This window comes from Streptomyces sp. P13-3-3, assembly GCF_050571355.1.
GTDB classification, from domain to species: Bacteria; Actinomycetota; Actinomycetes; order Streptomycetales; family Streptomycetaceae; genus Streptomyces; species Streptomyces althioticus.
Map to the genome: position 1 here is coordinate 4,821,424 of NZ_CP192228.1, position 20,451 is coordinate 4,841,874.

The following is a 20,451-nucleotide window of genomic DNA, read 5'->3' on the forward strand; positions in this document are numbered from 1 at the left end:
CGCCCGTCCTTGTCCACCCTTACCGAGGAGCAACGAACGTGTCCTTAGCGACCACTTCATCCACCGCGGAGAGAACCGACCCGAACGCCTCGGAGCCGGCGTGGCTGACCCGGGCCCGCACCGGGGACCCGGAGGCGTTCGCCTTTCTCTACCGCGAGTACCGCGGCACGGTGTACGGCTATCTGCTGGCCCGCACCCGGGACCGGCACCTGGCCGAGGACCTGACCCAGGAGGTCTTCGCCCGCGCCCTGCGGAACATCTCCGGCTTCGCCTGGCGCGGCACCGACCCCGCCGCCTGGCTGACCACCATCGCCCGCAACATCCACCTCGACGAGCTGGGCCGCAGCCGCCACCGGCGCGAGATGCTGGTCGCCGAGTTCGGCGACCCCAGACAGCCGGGTCCGGAACCGGAGACCCTGGTCCTGCGCGACCTGGACGCCGTCGACGCCCGCGAGACGGTGCACCGCGCCCTGAGCGCGCTCGCCCCGTCCCAACGGGCCTGCGTGGAACTGCGGTTCCTCGGCGGGCTGTCGATCGAGCAGACCGCGCACACCATGGGCCGCACCGTCGGCGCGGTCAAGGCGCTGACGCACCGCGCCATGTGCCGGCTGCGCTGGGCGGCGGGGGCGGTGCACGCGTGAACGAGTACCCGGACGCCGTTCCCGTCCTCCGCGTGACCGTGGCCGTGCCCGGCCTCCGCGACGTGTACCTCGCCTCCTCCTCGCCGCCCGAGGTGCTCGCCTTCCCGGCCGGCGCCCTGCCGCACCCGAGCCTCCTCCTGCCGCACGGCGCCGTGCCGCCCGGCGTCGAAGGCGGCCACCACCCGCCCGGGACGCCCCCGCCGACCGAGCTGGAACGCCAGGCCCTCGCATGGGACGCGGCCCGCGAACGCGCCCGGTCCGTCGCCCTGACCATCGAGCGGGAGGTCGGCACCCACCCGGACGTCCGCACCGTGCGGGCCGACGGCGACACCGTGCACGTCCTGCTCCGCCTCGAACCGCCGTACGCCCGCTGGCCCGGCTGGTGCGCCTACTTCGGCATCACCGCCGCCGCCGAGTGCACCGCGCCGCACATCCTGGCGGGGGAGGGCAGCAGGGACGGGGTCCGCGTCACCGCCGCGGTCCAGCCGCTGCCGTCCGGCCCGGACGGCGAGCCCGAGGAGGAGCACGCCAGGGCGGCGGACACCGGGGCGGAGGGGACCCCGGACGCCGCGCACCCCGACGCCGAACCGCCGGACGGACCGGACCCCGACGGTCCGCAGCCGCCCGGACCGGCCGGGCTCACGCGCCCCTTCCTGCTCGGCGGCACGGCGTACGACCTGGCCCTGCCGTACCGCGACGTGCACGGCGAGACCTGGTACTTCCAGGGGCAGCGCGCCTACGACGGCATGCCGCTGATGTCGCTCGACGGACGCCCGGAGCGGTGCTCACTGGCCCACGTGGCCGAGTACGCCGGTCCGCTGACCCCCGTGACGGAGCCGTCGCCGGAATCGGCCCCGGACGAAGGGGACCGATGACCACGCACGCACGGGAAGGCCTGCTCAGCAGGCTGGTACGGCCTCGCCGCCCCGCGGCCGAATCCGTGGACCGGCTGCGTCTGGAGCACGAACTGGCCGTCAGCCGCCTGCGGCTGGCGCGCTGGCAGCAGCACGCCGACGCCTACGAGCGCCGGCTGGGCGACGCCGAGTGGGAACGGGCGCACCTGCTGTCCTGGCTCGCGGCGCTGCACCCCGCCAGCGCGGTGCTCACCCCGCTGACCGGACCGGAGCACGAGGGGACGCACCGGCTGTGCCTGATCGCCGGCGGCTGGCATCTGTCGTGGCACATACCGCCCGCCGACCTCGCGCTGTTCGCGCACGTGCCGTTCCGCGCGGAGTCCGTCGACGCGCATCCCGTGCCGGACGCGGTGGACCAGGGCGCGTTGATCCGCCGTCATGTGCGGTTGCTGGCGATGGAGGGAGCGGTGCAGGCGGGTCTGGCGGGGCTGGCCCCCGCCCCCTGACCTCCGGTACGGCACGGCACGGCCGAGAGACTCCGGCCGGCAAGCTCGGGAGGCACGCCGACCGGACCCCGAGCGCCCCCCTGCCCGTGCAGGGGGGCGCGCCCCTGACGGGGCCCCTCCGCTGCGGTTGCCCGCGGGCCGTCGTGGGCTGAGCGCGCAGTTCCCCGCGCCCCTGAAGGCGCGCCTAGCTGCGGGCAGTCGTGCCGCTTGGGGCGGCACGGGTGGGCGCAGCGGCACCCCCGCGGTGCGGCACTTTGTCACGGCGCTCAGCGCGGTCGGCTGCGGGCCGTCGTGGGCTGCCCGCGCCCCTGAACGGGCGGCCTACAGCCAGGTCGCGAATTCCAGGAGGAGTTCCGCGTCGCGTTCGCGGCCGACCCGCCGCGCGCGGACGCCGGACTCGACCGCCCGGAACAGCGTCCAGCCCCGAAGCCGTTCGCGGTCGACCTCCAGCGACTCCGCGAGGCGCCGCACCCGGCGGCGCGTCGTCGTCGCGCCCGACGGCTGGGCGATCAGGTCCTCCACCCGGTCACGGACCAGCCGCGCCAGATCGAAGGCGTGCTCGCCGACCACCGGGTCGGGACCCACCGCGAGCCACGGCATCCGGTCCCCGGAGAGCACCTTGCTCTGCCGGAACGTGCCGTGCAGCAGCCGGTGTTCCGGCGGCGAGTCCAGCAGATCCTCGCGGGCCGACAGCGCCGCGTCCACCAACGGGGCCACCTCCGGCGCCGCGTCCGCCCCGGCCCGCATCGCCTTGGCCTGCCGCCCGGTGCGCTCGGCCACCGTCTCGAACACGTGGTCCTCCGGCGGGTCCACCCACAGCCTGCGCAGGGTGCCCGCCGCCTCCAGCAGCGCCTTCGCCTCGGGGAGCGTCCGCACCGAGACCTCCGGGTGCAGCCGCTCGAGCAGCAGCACCCCCTCGGTGCCCTCGGACACCGGCTCCAGCAACTGCACCGCGCCCAGCCCGCCCCAGTGCGCCAGCGCCACGCCCTCGCTCTCCGGACGCGCACGGGACGGCGCCAGCTTCAGTACGGCGGGCGTGCCGTCGGCCGTGCGGACGAGCACCACCAGGCTGCTGCGCCCGCCCGGCAACTGCACCCGCTCCACCGTCAACTCGCGCCGGTCCACGGCCTCACGCGCCAGCCCGGGCAGCTTCTCCAGCCAGTCGTCACCCTCGGGCGCCGTCTCACCGAGCGCCCTCACCAGACGCCGCGGCGGTTCGAATGCCATGCGCGAGTCGTTCCTTCCTGCTGTCACACGGTGCCGGAGCCCCCCGTCATGTCACGGCGCCGGCGCCGGGCCGCCCGGAGCCGTTCCGCTCCGCTCGGCGAGCCCAGGGAAGGCTACGCTCTCCCCGCTCCAGCGCACGGACCGCACCGCCGCCTCACGCATCGCCTCGGCCGCCGACCTGCGCCGTTCTCCGCCGCTCGCCCGCACCACGTCGGCGTAGACGCCCGCCACCCGCGTCTCCAGCTCCGCCGCCAGCCGCACCGCCGCGGCCGCGTCCGGCACCGGGAACGGCAGCGCGTACCCGGCCGCCGCGGCCACGGGCGTACCCCCGGCGTCCTTCACGTCCCGCACCAGCGCGTCCCTGCGCGCCCGGTGCGCGTCGTGCGCCGTGCGCGCCTCCGTGCGCCGCTGCTCGCCGATCCGCCCGCCGACCACGCCGTAGCCGTACACCGCCGCGTGCTCCGCGGCGAGCGCCGCCTGCAGCGCCCGCAGCTCCTTGTCCTGCGCGTCACTCACCGTCGGGCCTCCGTCAGCAGGTACACGTGCGCGGCGCCGGAGGCGGACACCGACGCCAGCAGCCGGGCCAGCTCGGCCGGCGCGGTCACCAGTTCCTCGGCCCGGCGGTCGGCGATTTCCCGCTCGGCGGCGGCCAGTTCGGCGAGCGCGTCCTTCTCGTTCGCGGGCACCGCGGGCGCGGCGGGGGCCGACGAGGGCGCGGCCGCCGCGGTCGCCCCGGCCGAAGGAGTCGCGGGAGCCGGAGAGGCGGACGAGCCGGAGACCGACGGCGCGGGCGACGCCGAGCCGTCTGCGCCCGCCTCGAACGCCTCCGCGTGCCGCACCACGTCGGCCCGCAGCGGACGCAGACGCTCCGCCAGCTTCGGATGCGCGGCGGCGACCGCGTCGTACCGCGCGGCCAGCGCGCGGCTGTCCCGGGCCGCGCGCGCCCGGGTCCGCTCGGCGGCCGAGGGCCGCGCGGCCGCGGGACCGCCCGGATCGCCGGACCCGGCGGAACAGCCCGTTACCAGCAGGGCCGCCGGGGCGGCGGCGAGCAGACTCCTTCTGCGCGGCCCCGAACGGGCGCGCGGAGACAGGGGGAACGACACGGCAGACGTCCTCGGGGGCTCGTGACGAACGGGGGGCGAACAGGAGATCGGGCGGGGCCCGCGATCACGGTACCCGCAGGTCCGCCCGGCGCCCCTCAGCGGCACCTCGCCGACCGGGTGGACGGCACGGGTGGACGGCAACACCCCTTGCGACCGGATACCCTTTGTGCAGACACGCGCACCGTCCCACAACAGCACACGCGGCCGAGGAGTCACCCGGATGAGCACGACCCAGAGCGAGAGGCTTCGAGAACTTCTGGAGCCGCTGGTCAGCTCCCAGGGCCTGGACCTCGAGGAGATCGCCGTGGAGACGGTCGGCCGCAAGCGTGTGCTGCGCGTCGTCGTCGACTCCGACACCGGGGCCGACCTCGACCGGGTCGCCGATGTGAGCCGCGCGCTCTCGGCGAAGCTCGACGAGACCGACGCGATGGGCAGCGCGGAGTACACCCTCGAGGTCGGCACCCCCGGCGCGGAGCGCGAGCTGACCGAGCACCGTCACTACGTGCGCGCCACCGGCCGCCTGGTGCGGTTCCAGCTCGCCGAGGGCGGCGAACTGGTCGCCCGCATCCTCGCGGCCGACGAGGACGGCCTCGACCTCGAGGTGCCCGGTGTCAAGGGCCGCAAGGCCACCGCGCGCCGACTCGCCTTCGACGACATCGCCAGGGCGCGTGTCCAGGTCGAGTTCAACCGCAAGGACGACGCGTCCGACAAGAACGACAAGAAGGAAGAGGAGGCGTAGCCGTGGACATCGACATGAGCGCCCTGCGGGGCTTGGTACGGGAGAAGGAGATCTCCTTCGACCTGCTGGTCGAGGCGATCGAGTCGGCCCTCCTCATCGCCTACCACCGCACCGAGGGAAGCCGCCGGCACGCGCGCGTGGAGCTCGACCGGGAGACCGGACATGTGACCGTGTGGGCGAAGGAGGACCCCGACGACCTCGAGGAGGGGCAGGAGCCCCGCGAGTTCGACGACACCCCGTCCGATTTCGGCCGTATCGCCGCCACCACGGCCAAGCAGGTCATCCTGCAGCGCCTGCGCGACGCCGAGGACGACGCGACGCTCGGCGAGTACGCGGGCCGCGAGGGCGACATCGTCACCGGCGTGGTCCAGCAGGGCCGCGACCCGAAGAACGTGCTGGTGGACATCGGCAAGCTGGAGGCCATCCTGCCGGTGCAGGAGCAGGTGCCCGGCGAGACCTACCCGCACGGCACCCGCCTGCGGTCGTACGTCGTCCGGGTGGCCAAGGGCGTGCGCGGTCCGTCCGTCACTCTTTCGCGTACGCATCCCCATCTGGTGAAGAAGCTGTTCGCCCTCGAGGTGCCGGAGATCGCCGACGGCTCCGTGGAGATCGCCGCGATCGCCCGTGAGGCGGGTCACCGCACCAAGATCGCCGTACGCTCCACCCGCTCCGGGCTGAACGCCAAGGGAGCCTGCATCGGCCCCATGGGCGGCCGTGTGCGCAACGTCATGGCGGAGCTGAACGGCGAGAAGATCGACATCGTCGACTGGTCCGACGACCCGGCCGACATGGTGGCGAACGCGCTGTCCCCGGCCCGCGTCTCCAAGGTGGAGATCGTCGACCTGGCGGCCCGGTCCGCCCGGGTCACCGTGCCGGACTACCAGCTGTCGCTCGCCATCGGCAAGGAGGGGCAGAACGCCCGTCTGGCCGCCCGTCTCACCGGCTGGAGGATCGACATCCGGCCGGACACGGAGCAGGCCGGGGAATAGATCCAGGCCGCGATGGGCTGAGATCACGACAGCTTTGCTCGTGGCGGTGTTCGATTCTTGCCCCGGAGGGGTGAGGTCGGTCCGGGGAGGTAGACTGAGGAGTGTCTGGCCGGACACAGGCTGGCGTGTGCCCCGAACGCACTTGCGTGGGGTGCCGCGAGCGAGCGGTCAAGGGCGAGCTGCTGCGGATCGTGGTGATCGAGGACGCGTGCGTCCCGGATCCACGCGGTACGCTGCCCGGCCGGGGTGCGTATGTGCATCCCGTACCGGCTTGTCTCGACCAGGCGGTGCGCCGCAGGGCGTTCCCGCGGGCGTTCCGCGTCCCGGGACCGCTCGACGTAAAGGCGTTGCGCCACTACGTCGAGCAGGCACAAGGTTGCCGAGCAGTGGCTCCGTGCCGACTGACAGGCAACACGTAAGAACTTGCCGTACGGAAACCCCCGTACGGCCTGGTACCTCGCGAGTCGAAAGCAGGTCGAGATTGCGATGAGCACTCGATGAGTACGCGATGAGTACGCCCATGAACTAGCGACGGTCCGGACGCAACCCGGACCTCAAAGGAGCGAAGTGGCTAAGGTCCGGGTCTACGAACTCGCCAAGGAGTTCGGTGTAGAGAGCAAGGTCGTCATGGCCAAGCTCCAGGAACTCGGTGAGTTCGTCCGTTCGGCGTCTTCGACGATCGAAGCGCCCGTAGTACGCAAGCTGACTGACGCCTTCCAGCAGGGCGGGGGCAACGGCAAGTCCGCCGCGAAGCCCGGCGCGCCCAAGAAGGCCGCCCCCAGGCCCGCCGCGCCCTCTCCGGCGCAGGCGGCCCGTCCGGCTGCTCCCAAGCCGCCGGCCGCACCCAAGCCCGCCGCGGCCCAGCCGCCGGCGGCTCCGTCGGCGCCCGCGCCGGCCCCCGCGGCTCAGCGTCCGACGCCGGGCCCGCGCCCCGCGCCGCGTCCGGCGCCGGCCGCCCCGGAGTTCCAGGCCCCGCCCGCGGCGTCCCCGGCCCAGTCCGGTCCGAAGCCCGGTGGCGCCCGTCCCGGCGCTCCCAAGCCCGGCGGCCGTCCCGCCGGTCCCGGTCAGGGCCAGGGCGGCCAGGGCCGTCCGGCAGGCCAGGGCCAGCGTCCCGGCGGCGGTGCTCCGCGTCCGGGTGCCCGCCCGGCCGGTCCGCGCCCCGGCAACAACCCGTTCACCTCGGGTGGCTCCACCGGCATGGCCCGTCCGCAGGCTCCGCGCCCGCAGGGCCAGCGTCCCGGTCCCGGCGCCCCCGGCGCCGGTCCCCGTCCCCAGGCCCCCGGCCAGGGCGGCGGTCCCCGTCCGCAGGCTCCGGGCGGTGCGCGTCCCACTCCGGGCGGCATGCCCCGTCCGCAGGGCGGCCCCCGTCCCGGCGGCGGCCCCGGCGGCCCGCGTCCCAACCCCGGCATGATGCCGCAGCGTCCCGCTGCCGGCCCGCGTCCCGGCCCCGGCGGCCGTGGTCCGGGCGGTGCGGGTCGTCCCGGCGGTGGCGGCGGTCGTCCCGGTGGCGGCGGCTTCGCCGGCCGTCCCGGCGGCGGTGGCGGTGCCGGTCGTCCCGGTGGCGGCGGCGGTTTCGCCGGCCGTCCGGGTGGCGGTTTCGGCGGCGGCGGTGGCCGTCCCGGCTTCGGTGGCCGTCCCGGCGGTCCCGGTGGCCGCGGTGGCACGCAGGGCGCCTTCGGCCGTCCCGGCGGTCCCGCGCGTCGCGGCCGTAAGTCGAAGCGGCAGAGGCGCCAGGAGTACGAGGCCATGCAGGCCCCGTCGGTCGGCGGCGTGATGCTGCCTCGCGGCAACGGCGAGACCATTCGCCTGTCGCGCGGTGCGTCGCTCACCGACTTCGCGGAGAAGATCAACGCCAACCCGGCGTCGCTCGTCGCGGTCATGATGAACCTCGGCGAGATGGTCACCGCGACCCAGTCCGTCTCCGACGAGACGCTCCAGCTCCTCGCGGACGAGATGAACTACACGGTTCAGGTCGTCAGCCCGGAGGAGGAGGACCGCGAGCTGCTCGAGTCCTTCGACCTGGAGTTCGGCGAGGACGAGGGCGACGAGGAGGACCTGGTGGTCCGTCCGCCGGTCGTCACCGTCATGGGTCACGTCGACCACGGCAAGACCCGCCTCCTCGACGCCATCCGCAAGACGAACGTCATCGCGGGCGAGGCCGGCGGCATCACCCAGCACATCGGTGCCTACCAGGTCACGACCGAGGTCAACGAAGAGGATCGCAAGATCACCTTCATCGACACCCCGGGTCACGAGGCGTTCACCGCCATGCGTGCCCGCGGTGCCAAGTCGACCGACATCGCGATCCTGGTCGTCGCGGCCAACGACGGCGTCATGCCGCAGACGGTCGAGGCGCTCAACCACGCCAAGGCCGCCGAGGTCCCGATCGTCGTCGCGGTCAACAAGATCGACGTCGAGGGCGCGGACCCGACCAAGGTGCGCGGTCAGCTGACCGAGTACGGCCTGGTGGCCGAGGAGTACGGCGGCGACACCATGTTCGTCGACATCTCCGCCAAGCAGGGTCTGCACATCGACAGCCTCCTCGAGGCCGTCATCCTCACCGCGGACGCCTCGCTCGACCTGCGGGCCAACCCCACGCAGGACGCGCAGGGCATCTCGATCGAGTCCCGGCTCGACCGCGGCCGCGGTGCCGTGGCGACCGTCCTCGTCCAGCGAGGCACCCTGCGGGTCGGCGACACGATGGTGGTGGGCGACGCCTACGGCCGCGTGCGCGCCATGCTCGACGACAACGGCAACAACGTCGCCGAGGCCGGACCCTCGACGCCGGTCCAGGTCCTGGGCCTGACCAACGTCCCGGGTGCGGGCGACAACTTCATCGTGGTCGACGAGGACCGTACGGCCCGTCAGATCGCCGAGAAGCGCGCCGCCCGCGAGCGGAACGCCGCGTTCGCCAAGCGCACGCGCCGCGTCTCCCTCGAGGACCTGGACAAGGTGCTCAAGGCCGGCGAGGTCCAGCAGCTGAACCTGATCATCAAGGGTGACGCCTCCGGTTCGGTCGAGGCCCTCGAGTCCTCGCTGCTCCAGCTGGACGTCGGCGAAGAGGTCGACATCCGCGTCCTGCACCGCGGCGTCGGTGCGGTCACGGAGTCCGACATCGACCTGGCGATGGGCTCCGACGCCATCGTGATCGGCTTCAACGTGCGCGCCGCCGGGCGTGCGCAGCAGATGGCCGAGCGCGAGGGTGTGGACGTCCGGTACTACTCGGTCATCTACCAGGCGATCGAGGAGATCGAGGCGGCCCTCAAGGGCATGCTCAAGCCGGAGTACGAAGAGGTCGAGCTCGGCACGGCGGAGATCCGCGAGGTCTTCCGCTCGTCCAAGCTGGGCAACATCGCGGGTGTGCTCATCCGCTCCGGCGAGGTCAAGCGCAACACCAAGGCGCGCCTCATCCGCGACGGCAAGGTCATCGCGGAGAACCTCAACATCGAGGGTCTGCGTCGCTTCAAGGACGACGTCACCGAGATCCGCGAAGGCTTCGAGGGCGGTATCAACCTCGGAAACTTCAACGACATCAAGGTCGACGACGTCATCGCGACGTACGAGATGCGCGAGAAGCCGCGCGTCTGATCCAGCACGCGATCGGGGCCGGTCGGCGGGGATTCCCGGAAGGGGAAACTCCGTCGATCGGCCCCGGCCGTTGCGTGTACGGTTCCCGTATCGGCGCCGAGCCTGGCGCCCGTACCCCGTACCCCGAACCGGCGGGACATCCGGACACACATGTATGTGGGGACTCTGTCCTTCGACCTGCTCCTCGGCGACGTCCACTCGCTCAAGGAGAAGCGCTCCGTCGTCCGTCCGATCGTCGCCGAACTGCAGCGGAAGTACGCGGTCAGCGTGGCGGAGACCGGGAACCAGAACCTGCACCGCAGGGCCGAGATCGGCCTCGCGGTGGTCTCCGGGGAATGGAACCACCTCACCGACGTCCTGGACCGCTGCGAGCGGCTGGTCGCGGATCGGCCCGAGGTGGAACTGCTCTCGGTTCGACGCAGGCTCCACAGCGACGAAGACTGAAGCAAGACGTTAAGCACTTAAGGAGACGGACCAGTGGCCGACAACGCGCGTGCCAAGAGGCTGGCGGACCTCATCCGAGAGGTGGTGGCCCAGAAGCTGCAGCGCGGGATCAAGGACCCGCGGCTCGGCTCGCACGTCACCATCACGGACACCCGGGTCACCGGTGACCTCAGGGAGGCGACCGTCTTCTACACGGTGTACGGGGACGACGAGGAGCGGAAGGCGGCCGCGGCCGGCCTGGAGTCCGCCAAGGGCGTGCTGCGCTCCGAGGTGGGCCGTGCGGCGGGCGTGAAGTTCACCCCCACCCTCACCTTCGTCATGGACGCCCTGCCGGACACCGCGCGCACCATCGAGGACCTCCTCGACAAGGCGCGCGAGTCCGACGCCAAGGTGCGCGAGGCGTCCGCGGGCGCCGCGTACGCCGGCGGAGCCGACCCGTACCGCAAGCCGGAAGACGACGAGACGGACGACACCGCCGAATGACCCAGAAGCAGACCCCGCCCGACGGCCTTGTCATCGTCGACAAGCCGTCGGGCTTCACTTCGCACGACGTGGTCGCCAAGATGCGCGGCATCGCCCGCACCCGCCGGGTCGGCCACGCCGGCACCCTCGACCCGATGGCGACCGGTGTGCTCGTCCTCGGCGTCGAGCGGGCGACCAAGCTCCTCGGCCACCTGGCGCTGACCGAGAAGGAGTACCTCGGCACGGTCCGGCTCGGCCAGACCACCGTCACCGACGACGCCGAGGGGGAGATCACCGCCTCCGCCGACGCCTCACGGGTCACCCGCGAGGCCGTCGACGCGGGGGTCGCCGCCCTGACCGGCGACATCATGCAGGTACCGTCCAAGGTCAGCGCCATCAAGATCGACGGGGTGCGCTCCTACAAGCGCGCGCGGGAGGGCGAGGAGTTCGACATCCCCGCCCGGCCGGTCACGGTCTCGTCGTTCTCCGTGTACGACGTCCGCGAGGCCGTCGCCGAGGACGGCACCCCGGTGCTGGACCTGGTCGTCTCGGTCGTCTGCTCCTCCGGCACCTACATCCGCGCCCTCGCCCGCGACCTGGGCGCGGGACTGGGCGTCGGCGGCCACCTGACCGCGCTGCGCCGCACCCGCGTCGGGCCGTACCGGCTGGACGCGGCGAAGACCCTGGACCAGCTCCAGGAGAAGCTGACGATCATGCCGATCGCCGAGGCCGCGGCGGCCGCGTTCCCCCGCTGGGACGTCGACGAACGCCGCGCCAGGCTGCTGACGAACGGCGTCCGCCTGGAGATGCCCGAGGAGTACGCCGGCCGGGGGCCGGTGGCGGTCTTCGGGCCGGAGGGGCGGTTCCTGGCGCTGGTGGAGGAGCAGCGGGGGAAGGCGAAGAGCGTGGCGGTCTTCGCGAGCTGAGGCCCCGAGGCTCCGCCCCGGACCCCGCTCCTCAAACGCCGGAGGGGCTGATTCGGCCCGTCCGGCCTCGTTCCTCGAAGGCCCGGAGGGGCCACAACCAGTCCGTCCGGCGTTCGAGGACGAGGCGCGCCAGGGCCGACAGGAAGATCCGGGGGCGCAGCCCCCAGGAGGAGGCCGTCCGTGGAGCGGCGCGGCACGGGGTCGGCTCTGCGCCGCTCCACGGCCCCCCTCGGTTCCCCCACCCCTAGGGTCTATCCATCACCCCCTCCCGGTTCACCCTCACGTGCGGGCGCTCGGAGTGAACCGGGGGAGTGGAAGGGGGCGCGTTCCCCCGCCGCGCCGCGCTGCTGATCTTCGGGGCCCTAAGGTCACGGACAAGGCACCAGGTACAGCACGGCAGGAGGCTCCATGATGCCGTCGCCCGACGCCCCGGGGTACGCCCTCGAGCGGTTCCGGTCCACCGCCGGCCCCGGGCTGGTCGCGCTCCACGACCTGGCCGGCCGCCCCCGCGGCACCGGCTTCGTCGCCGACCGCCACGGAACCGTGATCACCAGCCACGAGGCCGTCGACGGCCTGCCCCGCCTCGTCCTGCACGGCGCGGAGGGCCGCCACGGCATCGTCACCGCCGACGCCGTCATCCCCCTGCCCGCCCTCGGCCTGGCCCTGGTCCGCGGCGGTGACCTCGGTGTGGCCCCGCTCCCGGTCACCTCACGGGACGCCGTGCGGACCGGAGCGTACGTGCGCATCCCCGCCGGCGGCTGGCGTGAGGCACGGGTGCTCGGGACGACCACGGTCACGTACACCGCCACCGACCGCGCCCACCGCGTCCCCGGCGCCCTGGAGCTCGCCGTCGGCACGGCCGGACGGGACGCGCTGCGGCTCGGCGGCGGCGCGGCGGGCGGCCCCGTGCTCGACCCGGTGACCGGCACCGTCGTCGGCGTCCTCGGCACCGCACTGCGCACCTCCGCCTCCGACGTCGGTTTCGCCGTCCCCCTGCGCCCCACGGTCCCGGCCCTCGCCGCGCTGCTCATGGAGAACGCGGCCACGGTCCCCGCGTACGGGACCGACCTCAACCTCGCCGGGCTGGTCGGGCTCACCGCCGCCTCTGCGGCCCGCCACGCCCCGCTGCCGCTCGTGGAACCGGTCGAACGGACCGGCGTCCGCGCCGAGCTGTACGCCTTCGAGCGGGGCGGGGCGACCGTCCTGGGCCTCGTCGGGCCGCCCGGCAGCGGCCGCAGCACCGAACTCGCCGCGCTCGCCGCCCGCCGCCACAGCGCGGGCCTGCCCACGCTGTGGCTGCGCGGGGCCGACCTGCGCGAGGACGACACCTCGCTCGCCGACGCCGCCCGCCGCGCCCTGGAGCGGGCCGCCGCCGACGCGACGGCCTCGCTGCCCTTTCCGCCGCAGGACCTCGGCGACCTCACGCCCGAGCGTCTCGCCGCGCTCGCCCGCGCCGCCGGCCGCCCCCTGCTGCTCCTCCTCGACGACCCCGAGCAGATGCCGCCGGGCCTGTACCGGCGGCGCGCCGCCTGGACCGAGGAGACCCTGCGCCGTCTGCACGCGACGGGCACCCGTCTGGTGGTGTCCTGCGGCGCCGCGCACTGGGAGGAGGCCGGCTACCCGCCCGCCCTGCTGCACCGGGGCGGCGCGGGGCCCGAAAGCCTCCCGCCGTGCGTGGTCCTCGGCGACCTCACCGCCGACGAGGCACGCGAGGCCCGCGCCCGCCACGGCATCCCCGAGGGCGCCGTCACCGACGCCGACGCGGCCCACCCGCTGACCCTGCGGCTGCTCGCCGAGGTCCGCTCCGACGTCGCCGCGACGGCGCCCGACGGCCCCGTCGACCGCGACGACGTGTTCGCCGCCCACCTGGACCTGACGTGCCTGCGGATCGCCCAGCGCCTCGCCGGAGGGCTCGGCGCCCGCGGCACCGCCGTACGCCGTCTGGCCGTCCGGGCCGCCGGGAAGGCGCACGAGGCGGCCCGCCGCTGCCTCGGCACGGAGGACGGGACGCTGGACCGCGCGTCGTTCGAGGAGCTGTTCCCCGCGTCCGGGCCCGGGACGGTCTTCGACGAGCACGGCGGCACGGCGCCCGGATGGGCGGACGCCGTGCTCGCCGAAGGGCTGCTCGTCCCGGCCGGGGACGGCCACCGCTTCGGGCACGAGGAGCTCGCGGACTGGCTCCAGGGCGCCCACCTCGACCTCGACGGCGCCCTGCACACCCTCGTGCACGCACCCACCCCCGGCACCGACCCCGTGCCCCGCCACCGCATCGGCCCCGTCACCGAGGCGCTGCTGTGCCTCGCCCGCCGGCACGGTCCCGCCCGGCTCGCCTCGCGCCTCGCGGACCTGACGCACGCCCTGGACGCCGACCCCGGCTCCTGGTGGGCCTCCCGCCTGCTCACCGGCGTCCTCGCCCGTGTCCCCGACGCGAGCCCGTACACGGACGTGCTGCGGCTGCTCGCCGACCGCGTCGTGGCCTGGCGGGAGCAGCGGCGGACCGTCCCGCCCGAGCTCGGTCCCGCCTTCTGGACACGGCTGCGGCTGCCCGTGGAGGCGCGCTGCGCCCTGCTGCGCCGCCTGGTACCGGCCGACGGGCCCCCGTGCGAGAGCGGCCCCCGCTTCCTCGACGCCGCCGCCGGACTGCTCACCGCCGACCCCCAGACCGTCCTGCCGTACCTGATCCGCTGGTTCGACGACGAGCGGCCCCTGCCGGCCACCCCGCACGCCACCGTGGCGACCGCCGCGCAGGCCCTGCTGCACACCTACCGCCACGCCGCGCCCGACGCGCTGACGGAGGCGCTCGTCGACAGCCCGCACCGGCGCGCCGACGAACTCCTCGCCGTGCTCGCCGAGGAGGAGCCGGGCGTCCTGTGCCGGGCCGTCGACCGCTGGGCGGAGGACCCGCGCCCCACCCGCCGCGCCGCGGCCGTCACCCACGGCCTGCGGGTCGCGCCGTACGCCCGCGACCTCGGCGACCGCACCCTGCTGCGGTACGCCGCCCTCTCGGTCCTGGTGCGCACCGCCGACCGCGTCCTGCACGGCGGCGCCCTCGCCCTCCTCGTCCGCGACCCGGACAGCAGGGGACGCCACCTCGCCCGCGCCCTGGAGCGGTTCGCGGCCGGCGACCCGCACTTCCCGCCCGGCGCGCTCACCGACGCCCTCACCACCCACACCGAGCCCGTACTCGACGCCTTCCGCACACGGCTCACGCGGGGCACGGACCCGGACGACACCTTCCGCGCCCTCGCCGACGCCACCACGCCCGCCCTGGCCCGGCAGGTCGCCGCCCTCGTCCGGGAGGCGGCCGTCCGGCGGCCCGAGCTGACCGGCTGCGTCGCCGGGTACGCCGACCGTCACCTCGACCTCGGCCCCGCCGTCCGCGCGGTACTGCGCCTGCTCCTCACCGAGCTGCTCGACGGCGGCCCGCGCCCCCTGCGGCAGGCCCTCGCCGGCGTCCTCGCCGCGCCCGGCACCTCCGCCTCCCGCGCCCTGCGCCGCGGCCTGCTCGACACGCTCCTCGACCGGGAGACCGACCCCGGCGTGCTCGACGCGGTGCTGCGCGCCGCCGCCCGCAACACCGGGCCCGAGCTGCGGGTGCTCGTCCACCGCACGGCCCTGCTGCTCGTCCGCACCGCCGAGGGCGCCGTCCGTCTCGACCGCACCCTCGCCGACCTGGCCCGCCACGTTCCGGGCCTCGCGGCGGCCGTGGCCGGCTGGCTCACGGACGCCCCGCACGTCTGGGGGCCGCTCGTCGGACCCGCCACCCGGGAGGTGATCGACGAGCTGACGGGCGCGGCCGTGCCCGTCTGACGCCACCCGGCGCGTGCACGTCGTCACACAGCCCCCATGCCGATGCGAACCGGGGCGGCCCGGCATGGCACTCTTAGAGCTGCGCAGAGAAGTCCACGGACTCGGGTTCGTCCGACAAGGTTTCGACAAGGAGCAGTCACAGTGCAGCGCTGGCGTGGCTTGGAGGACATCCCCCACGACTGGGGGCGCAGCGTCGTCACCATCGGCTCCTACGACGGAGTGCACCGCGGTCACCAGCTGATCATCCGGCACGCCGTGGACCGCGCCCGCGAGCTCGGCGTCCCCGCGGTCGTCGTCACCTTCGACCCGCACCCCAGCGAGGTGGTCCGCCCCGGCAGCCACCCGCCGCTGCTGGCCCCGCACCACCGGCGCGCGGAGCTCATGGCGGACCTGGGCGTCGACGCGGTGCTGGTGCTGCCGTTCACCACCGAGTTCTCGAAGCTGTCGCCGGCCGAGTTCGTGGTCAAGGTGCTGGTCGACAAGCTGCACGCCAAGGCCGTCGTCGAGGGCCCCAACTTCCGCTTCGGACACAAGGCCGCGGGCACGGTGCAGTTCCTCGCCGAGCAGGGCAAGGTCTACGACTTCGAGGTCGAGGTCGTCGACCTGTTCGTGTCCGGCGAGGCGGGCGGCGGCGAGCCGTTCTCCTCCACGCTGACCCGCCGGCTGGTCGCCGAGGGCCAGGTCGAGGGCGCCGCCGAGATCCTGGGCCGCCCGCACCGCGTGGAGGGCGTCGTCGTGCGCGGCGCCCAGCGCGGCCGCGACCTCGGCTTCCCCACGGCCAACGTGGAGACGCTCCCGCACACCGCGATCCCCGCCGACGGGGTGTACGCGGGCTGGCTGCACGCGCAGGGCGAGGCGATGCCGGCGGCCATCTCCGTCGGCACCAACCCTCAGTTCGACGGCACGGAGCGGACGGTCGAGGCGTACGCCATCGACCGCGTCGGCCTCGACCTGTACGGGCTGCACGTCGCCGTGGACTTCCTGGCGTTCGTGCGCGGCCAGGCGAAGTTCGACACGCTGGACGACCTGCTGGCGCAGATGGGGCGGGACGTCGAACGGTGTAAGGAGCTCGTCGAGGCCGCCGAACGGGACAAGGACGCCTGAGGTCCCTCCAGGAGGTCAGCGGGTCCCTTCGGGGGACCGGCGTGCCGCCGCCCAGTGGCACGCGACCTGAGCGGTGTCGTCGCCGCTCAGGATCCCCGGGTCGCGCGTCCGGCACGCCTCGGCCACTCCCGCCCGTTCCGCCTCGCCGCCCGCCAGGATCGGGCAGCGCGCGTGGAAACGGCAGCCGGGCGGGACACGGGACGGGTCCGGCGGCTCACCGGTGAGGACCACGGGGTCGCCGGGCGCCTCGGGGAGCACCGACAGCAGCGCCCGCGTGTACGGATGCCGGGGAGCCGTCAGGACCTGCTCCACCGGGCCCGTCTCCACGATCCGGCCCAGATACATCACCGCCACCCGGTCGGCGATGTTCCAGGCCAGCCCCAGGTCGTGCGTGACGACCAGCGCGGAGAGCGCGAGTTCGTCGCGCAGGCGCAGCAGCAGCGCCAGGATCTCGCCGCGTACGGACGCGTCGAGGGACGCCACCGGCTCGTCGGCGACGAGGAGTTCGGGCTCCAGCACCAGCGCGCCCGCGATCACCACCCGCTGGCGCTGACCGCCGGACAGTTCGTGCGGATAGCGCAGGAAGAAACGCTCCGGCGGCCGCAGCCCGGCCCGGGACAACGCCTCGGCCACCGCCGCCTGTTCGTCGCCGCGGTGACCGTGGACGCGCAGCCCCTCGGCCACCGCGTCGTACACGGTGTGCCGGGGGTTGAGGGAGCCGCTCGGGTCCTGCAGCACCAACTGGACCCGCTTCCGGTACGCCTTCAGGGAGCGCCCGGAGTACTCCAGGGGCCGCCCGTCGAAGACGACACCGCCCCCGGTCGGAGCGACGAGTCCCAGCAGCGCGCGGGCCAGCGTGGTCTTGCCGCACCCCGACTCACCGACCAGCGCGACGATCTCGCCGCGCCGGATGCCGAGGTCGACCCCGTCCACGGCCCGGGCGTCGGGCGCGCCGTGCCGCCCGGGGAAGGCAACGTGCACGCGGTTCGCGCTGAGCAGCGCGGGCTTCACGGAGGTCATGGGATGTCGGGCCTCGCTTCCGAGCCGGGGTGGGGGACGCCTTCGCGCCGCCGGTCCGGGCCCGCGCCTTCGGGCCCGTCCCGTCCGACCCGTACGCAGGCCGCCCGCCACCCCGCCTGGGCCTGACGCAGCGGCTGGTCCTCGACCGCGCAGGAGTCCAGTGCCACCGGGCAGCGCGGGTGGAACGTGCAGCCGCCCGGCAGCGCCGACGGGTCCGGCGGGTCGCCGGGCAGGCCGCGCGGCGCGAAGCGCGAGGACGGGTCGCCGATGCGGGGGAAGGCGTCCGACAGGGCCCGCGCGTAGGGGTGCCGGGCGTCCTCGTACACCTGGGCGGCGGGCCCTTCCTCGACGATCCGCCCCGCGTACATCACCGCGAGCCGGTCACAGGTGCCGGCGAGCACCGCCAGGTCGTGGCTGATCATCATCAGCCCCACGTCCTGGTCGGCCACCAACTGCTCGACGAGCCGCAGGATCTGCGCCTGGATCATCACGTCGAGCGCGGTGGTCGGCTCGTCCGCGACGATCAGCCGGGGGTCGCAGGCCAGCGCCATCGCGATCATCACCCGCTGGCGCTGACCGCCGGACAGCTCGTGCGGGTACGCCGACGCGCGCGCGGCCGGCAGGCCCACCTGCTCCAGCAGCTCCCCCGCCCGCTTCCTGGCCCCGGCCGCGGTCGCCCGCCCGTGCAGCAGGACCGGCTCGGCGATCTGGTCGCCGACGCGGTGCACGGGATTGAGGGAGTGCATGGCGCCCTGGAAGACGATCGAGGCGCGGGCCCAGCGCACCGCCCGCACCCGGCCCCACTTCATGGTCAGCACGTCCTCGCCGTCCAGCAGGATCTCCCCGCCGACCCGGGCGCCCGCGGGGAGCAGCCGCAGCAGCGCCAGCGCGAGCGTGGACTTGCCGCAGCCGGACTCCCCGGCGACCCCGAGCTTGCTCCCGGCGTCCAGCCGCAGGTCCACCCCGCGCACGGCCGCCGCGCCGCCCGCGTACGTCACCGTCAGGTTCCTCACCTCGAGCAGGCTCAACGCGACACCCCCAGCCTCGGGTTGAGGACCTGCTCCACGGCCCGCCCGCACAGCGTGAACGCCAGCGCCACCACCGCGATGGCGACACCGGGCGGCACCAGGTACCACCAGTGCCCGGAGCTCACCGCGCCCGCCTCCCGCGCGTCCTGCAGCAGCGCGCCCCAGGACACGACGGTCGGGTCGCCGAGCCCGAGGAAGGCCAGCGTGGCCTCGGCGAGGATCGCCGAGGAGATGATCAGCGTCGTCTGCGCCAGCACCAGCGGCATCACGTTCGGCAGCACGTGCCGGGCCATGATGTGCCGGTGCCCGCCGCCCAGCGCCCGCGCCCGCTCGATGTACGGCCGGGTCTCCACGGCCAGCGTCTGCGCCCGTACGAGCCGGGCGGTGGTCGGCCAGGTGGTCACCCCGATCGCCACCACGATGGTGAGCAGCGACCGCGGCATCACCGTGGCCAGCGCGATCGCCAGCACCAGCGTCGGCATCACGAGGAACCAGTCGGTGATCCGCATCACCACCGTCGCGTACCAGCCCTTGAAGTGCCCCGCCGTGACCCCGATCAGGGTGCCGATCGCCACCGACAGGACGGCCGCGAGCAGCCCGACCAGCAGCGACACCCGCGCGCCCCAGATCACCAGACCCAGCAGGTTCCGCCCGAACCGGTCGGTGCCGAAGGGGAACCGGGCACTCGGGTCCTCCAGCGGGCCGCCGGGCGCGTCGGTCACGTCGGCGACGTCCGAGCCGACCAGCAGCGGAGCGGCGAGCGCCGGCACCGCGAAGAGCAGCAGGGCCGCCAGGCCGAACACCCCGGCCCGGTGGCCGCGGTACTGCCGCCAGAAACGCGCGGCCGAGTCCCGTCGCCGCCGCCAGGCCAGTGAACGCGCCCGGACCGTCGGTGCCGCCTGCCCCTTGGCCGTCCCGTTCTCGGCAGTCATCGGCCCACCCGGGGGTCGAGGAGCGGATAGATCAGATCGGCCAGCGTGTTCATCACGATCACCGCGGCGGCGAACACGAAGAACAGCCCCTGCACCAGCGGCAGATCGGGCACGCTGAGCGCCTGGTAGAACAGCCCGCCGAGGCCCGGCCAGGAAAGCACCGTCTCCACCAGGATCACCCCGGCCACCGTGCGGCCCAGATTGATGAAGATCAGCGTCACCGTCGGCAGCAGCGCGTTCGGCACCGCGTGGCGCCGCCGCACGAGGTCGTCGCGCAGCCCCTTGGCCCGGGCCGTGGTCAGATAGTCACTGCCCATCTCGTCCAGCAGCGCCGACCGCGTCACCAGCAGCGTCTGCCCGTACTCGACGGCCACCAGCGTCACCACCGGCAGCACGAGGTGATGGGCCACGTCCAGGACGTACGCGAAGCCCTCCTCGCCGCCCGACTCCATGCCCCCGGTGGGGAACAGCCCCGGGAGCGGCCCGATCCCGACCGCCAGAGTGACGATCAGCAGCAGCCCCAGCCAGAACGACGGCACGGAGTAAAGGGTCAGCGCGAGACCGGTGTGGAGCCGGTCGCCGAGCCGCCCGTGCCGCCAGGCCGACCGCGTGCCGAGGAAGACGCCCAGCAGGGTGTAGATCACGAAGGCCGTGCCGGTGAGCAGCAGCGTGTTCGGCAGCGCCTCGGCGATCTTGTCGATCACCGGGGCGTTGAACTGGTACGAGGTCCCCAGGTCGCCGGTGAGGGCCTTGCCGCAGTAGTCGGTGAACTGCTGCCACCACGGCAGGTCGAGACCGAACTGCTCACGGTAGTTGGCGAGTTGCTCGGCCGACACCTGCCGGCCTCCGGTCATGAACTTCACCGGGTCGCCGGGGATCAGCCGGAACAGGAAGAAGCTGGTGACGAGTACGGCGAGCAGCGACACCGCCGCGCCCGCCAGCTTTCCGGCGACGTACCGCAGATACGCGGCGGTGGTGCGGACGCGCGGCCCGCGGGGTGCCGCCGGTCCGTCCGTCACCGGACCGGCGGCACCCCGCTTCTCGACCGGTGCGGACGCCGCGTCGGCGGTCATCGGCA

The 20,451-nt window shown here is 74.4% G+C and carries 19 protein-coding genes; 12 read left to right on the forward strand and 7 right to left on the reverse strand.

Annotated elements, in window-relative coordinates; translation table 11 throughout:
- Positions 1–38: 38 nt before the first annotated feature.
- Genes ACQZOG_RS22130 through ACQZOG_RS22140 form a run of 3 tightly spaced genes read left to right on the forward strand, consistent with a single transcriptional unit; the run spans position 39 to position 2,001 of the window.
- Complete coding sequence (locus tag ACQZOG_RS22130; RefSeq protein WP_033277407.1) at positions 39–641, forward strand: RNA polymerase sigma factor; 603 nt, start codon at positions 39–41, stop codon at positions 639–641.
- A complete protein-coding gene (locus ACQZOG_RS22135) occupies positions 638–1,516 on the forward strand; it encodes a BN159_2729 family protein (protein ID WP_208862070.1) in 879 nt (292 codons plus the stop codon). Before ACQZOG_RS22130 ends, ACQZOG_RS22135 begins: the two co-directional genes overlap by 4 nt.
- A complete protein-coding gene (locus tag ACQZOG_RS22140; protein WP_193456713.1) occupies positions 1,513–2,001 on the forward strand; it encodes a hypothetical protein in 489 nt (162 codons plus the stop codon). The genes ACQZOG_RS22135 and ACQZOG_RS22140 overlap by 4 nt, the downstream gene beginning before the upstream one ends.
- Before the next feature lie 321 nt (positions 2,002–2,322).
- Here ACQZOG_RS22140 and ACQZOG_RS22145 read toward each other — a convergent pair whose 3' ends face one another.
- The 3 genes from ACQZOG_RS22145 to ACQZOG_RS22155 are packed head-to-tail and all read right to left on the reverse strand — an operon-like array spanning position 2,323 to position 4,331.
- Positions 2,323–3,228, reverse strand: coding sequence for an aminoglycoside phosphotransferase family protein (locus ACQZOG_RS22145; protein ID WP_193469429.1), 906 nt, complete (start codon positions 3,226–3,228; stop codon positions 2,323–2,325).
- Positions 3,229–3,279: 51 nt separating this feature from the next.
- The gene (locus ACQZOG_RS22150) at positions 3,280–3,744 is read right to left on the reverse strand and encodes a ferritin-like domain-containing protein (RefSeq protein ID WP_033277410.1); all 465 of its coding nucleotides are present in this window, start codon (positions 3,742–3,744) and stop codon (positions 3,280–3,282) included.
- Positions 3,741–4,331 carry a hypothetical protein gene (locus ACQZOG_RS22155; RefSeq protein ID WP_430741742.1) on the reverse strand — a complete coding sequence of 197 codons (591 nt, stop codon included), beginning with the start codon at positions 4,329–4,331 and terminating at the stop codon, positions 3,741–3,743. Before ACQZOG_RS22155 ends, ACQZOG_RS22150 begins: the two co-directional genes overlap by 4 nt.
- 220 nt (positions 4,332–4,551) lie before the next feature.
- On the opposite strand from ACQZOG_RS22155, the gene rimP reads away from it, so the two are divergent.
- The 9 genes from rimP to ACQZOG_RS22200 all read left to right on the forward strand — a co-directional run bounded on the left by rimP (position 4,552) and on the right by ACQZOG_RS22200 (position 16,393).
- Positions 4,552–5,070 (forward strand): ribosome maturation factor RimP, encoded by a 519-nt coding sequence (gene rimP / locus ACQZOG_RS22160; protein WP_370404885.1) that lies wholly within the window; start codon positions 4,552–4,554, stop codon positions 5,068–5,070.
- Between the two features lie 2 nt (positions 5,071–5,072).
- Complete coding sequence (gene nusA / locus ACQZOG_RS22165) at positions 5,073–6,059, forward strand: transcription termination factor NusA (protein WP_033277413.1); 987 nt, start codon at positions 5,073–5,075, stop codon at positions 6,057–6,059.
- Between the two features lie 101 nt (positions 6,060–6,160).
- Entirely contained in the window at positions 6,161–6,478 is a 318-nt protein-coding gene (locus ACQZOG_RS22170) for a YlxR family protein (protein WP_078493021.1), read from the forward strand.
- A gap of 148 nt (positions 6,479–6,626) precedes the next feature.
- On the forward strand, positions 6,627–9,647 hold the full coding sequence (infB, locus tag ACQZOG_RS22175) for a translation initiation factor IF-2 (protein ID WP_079031540.1): 3,021 nt from the start codon (positions 6,627–6,629) through the stop codon (positions 9,645–9,647).
- 150 nt (positions 9,648–9,797) lie between these two features.
- The gene (locus ACQZOG_RS22180) at positions 9,798–10,091 is read left to right on the forward strand and encodes a DUF503 domain-containing protein (protein ID WP_033277415.1); all 294 of its coding nucleotides are present in this window, start codon (positions 9,798–9,800) and stop codon (positions 10,089–10,091) included.
- 33 nt (positions 10,092–10,124) lie between these two features.
- The gene (gene rbfA, locus ACQZOG_RS22185) at positions 10,125–10,574 is read left to right on the forward strand and encodes a 30S ribosome-binding factor RbfA (protein ID WP_033277416.1); all 450 of its coding nucleotides are present in this window, start codon (positions 10,125–10,127) and stop codon (positions 10,572–10,574) included.
- On the forward strand, positions 10,571–11,479 hold the full coding sequence (gene truB, locus ACQZOG_RS22190) for a tRNA pseudouridine(55) synthase TruB (RefSeq protein ID WP_037641927.1): 909 nt from the start codon (positions 10,571–10,573) through the stop codon (positions 11,477–11,479). The genes rbfA and truB overlap by 4 nt, the downstream gene beginning before the upstream one ends.
- A 408-nt stretch (positions 11,480–11,887) precedes the next feature.
- Positions 11,888–15,289, forward strand: a complete 3,402-nt coding sequence (locus tag ACQZOG_RS22195) for a trypsin-like peptidase domain-containing protein (protein ID WP_430741743.1) — start codon at positions 11,888–11,890, stop codon at positions 15,287–15,289.
- A 141-nt stretch (positions 15,290–15,430) separates the two neighbouring features.
- A complete protein-coding gene (locus ACQZOG_RS22200) occupies positions 15,431–16,393 on the forward strand; it encodes a bifunctional riboflavin kinase/FAD synthetase (RefSeq protein ID WP_033277419.1) in 963 nt (320 codons plus the stop codon).
- A 15-nt stretch (positions 16,394–16,408) separates the two neighbouring features.
- Here the strand turns inward: ACQZOG_RS22200 and ACQZOG_RS22205 are convergent, their stop codons facing one another.
- Genes ACQZOG_RS22205 through ACQZOG_RS22220 form a run of 4 tightly spaced genes read right to left on the reverse strand, consistent with a single transcriptional unit; the run spans position 16,409 to position 20,446 of the window.
- Complete coding sequence (locus tag ACQZOG_RS22205) at positions 16,409–17,413, reverse strand: ABC transporter ATP-binding protein (protein ID WP_193469438.1); 1,005 nt, start codon at positions 17,411–17,413, stop codon at positions 16,409–16,411.
- Complete coding sequence (locus ACQZOG_RS22210) at positions 17,410–18,441, reverse strand: ABC transporter ATP-binding protein (protein ID WP_430741744.1); 1,032 nt, start codon at positions 18,439–18,441, stop codon at positions 17,410–17,412. Before ACQZOG_RS22210 ends, ACQZOG_RS22205 begins: the two co-directional genes overlap by 4 nt.
- Positions 18,438–19,373 (reverse strand): ABC transporter permease, encoded by a 936-nt coding sequence (locus ACQZOG_RS22215; RefSeq protein WP_033277422.1) that lies wholly within the window; start codon positions 19,371–19,373, stop codon positions 18,438–18,440. Before ACQZOG_RS22215 ends, ACQZOG_RS22210 begins: the two co-directional genes overlap by 4 nt.
- On the reverse strand, positions 19,370–20,446 hold the full coding sequence (locus ACQZOG_RS22220) for an ABC transporter permease (protein ID WP_351036453.1): 1,077 nt from the start codon (positions 20,444–20,446) through the stop codon (positions 19,370–19,372). Before ACQZOG_RS22220 ends, ACQZOG_RS22215 begins: the two co-directional genes overlap by 4 nt.
- Between the last annotated feature and the right edge of the window lie 5 nt (positions 20,447–20,451).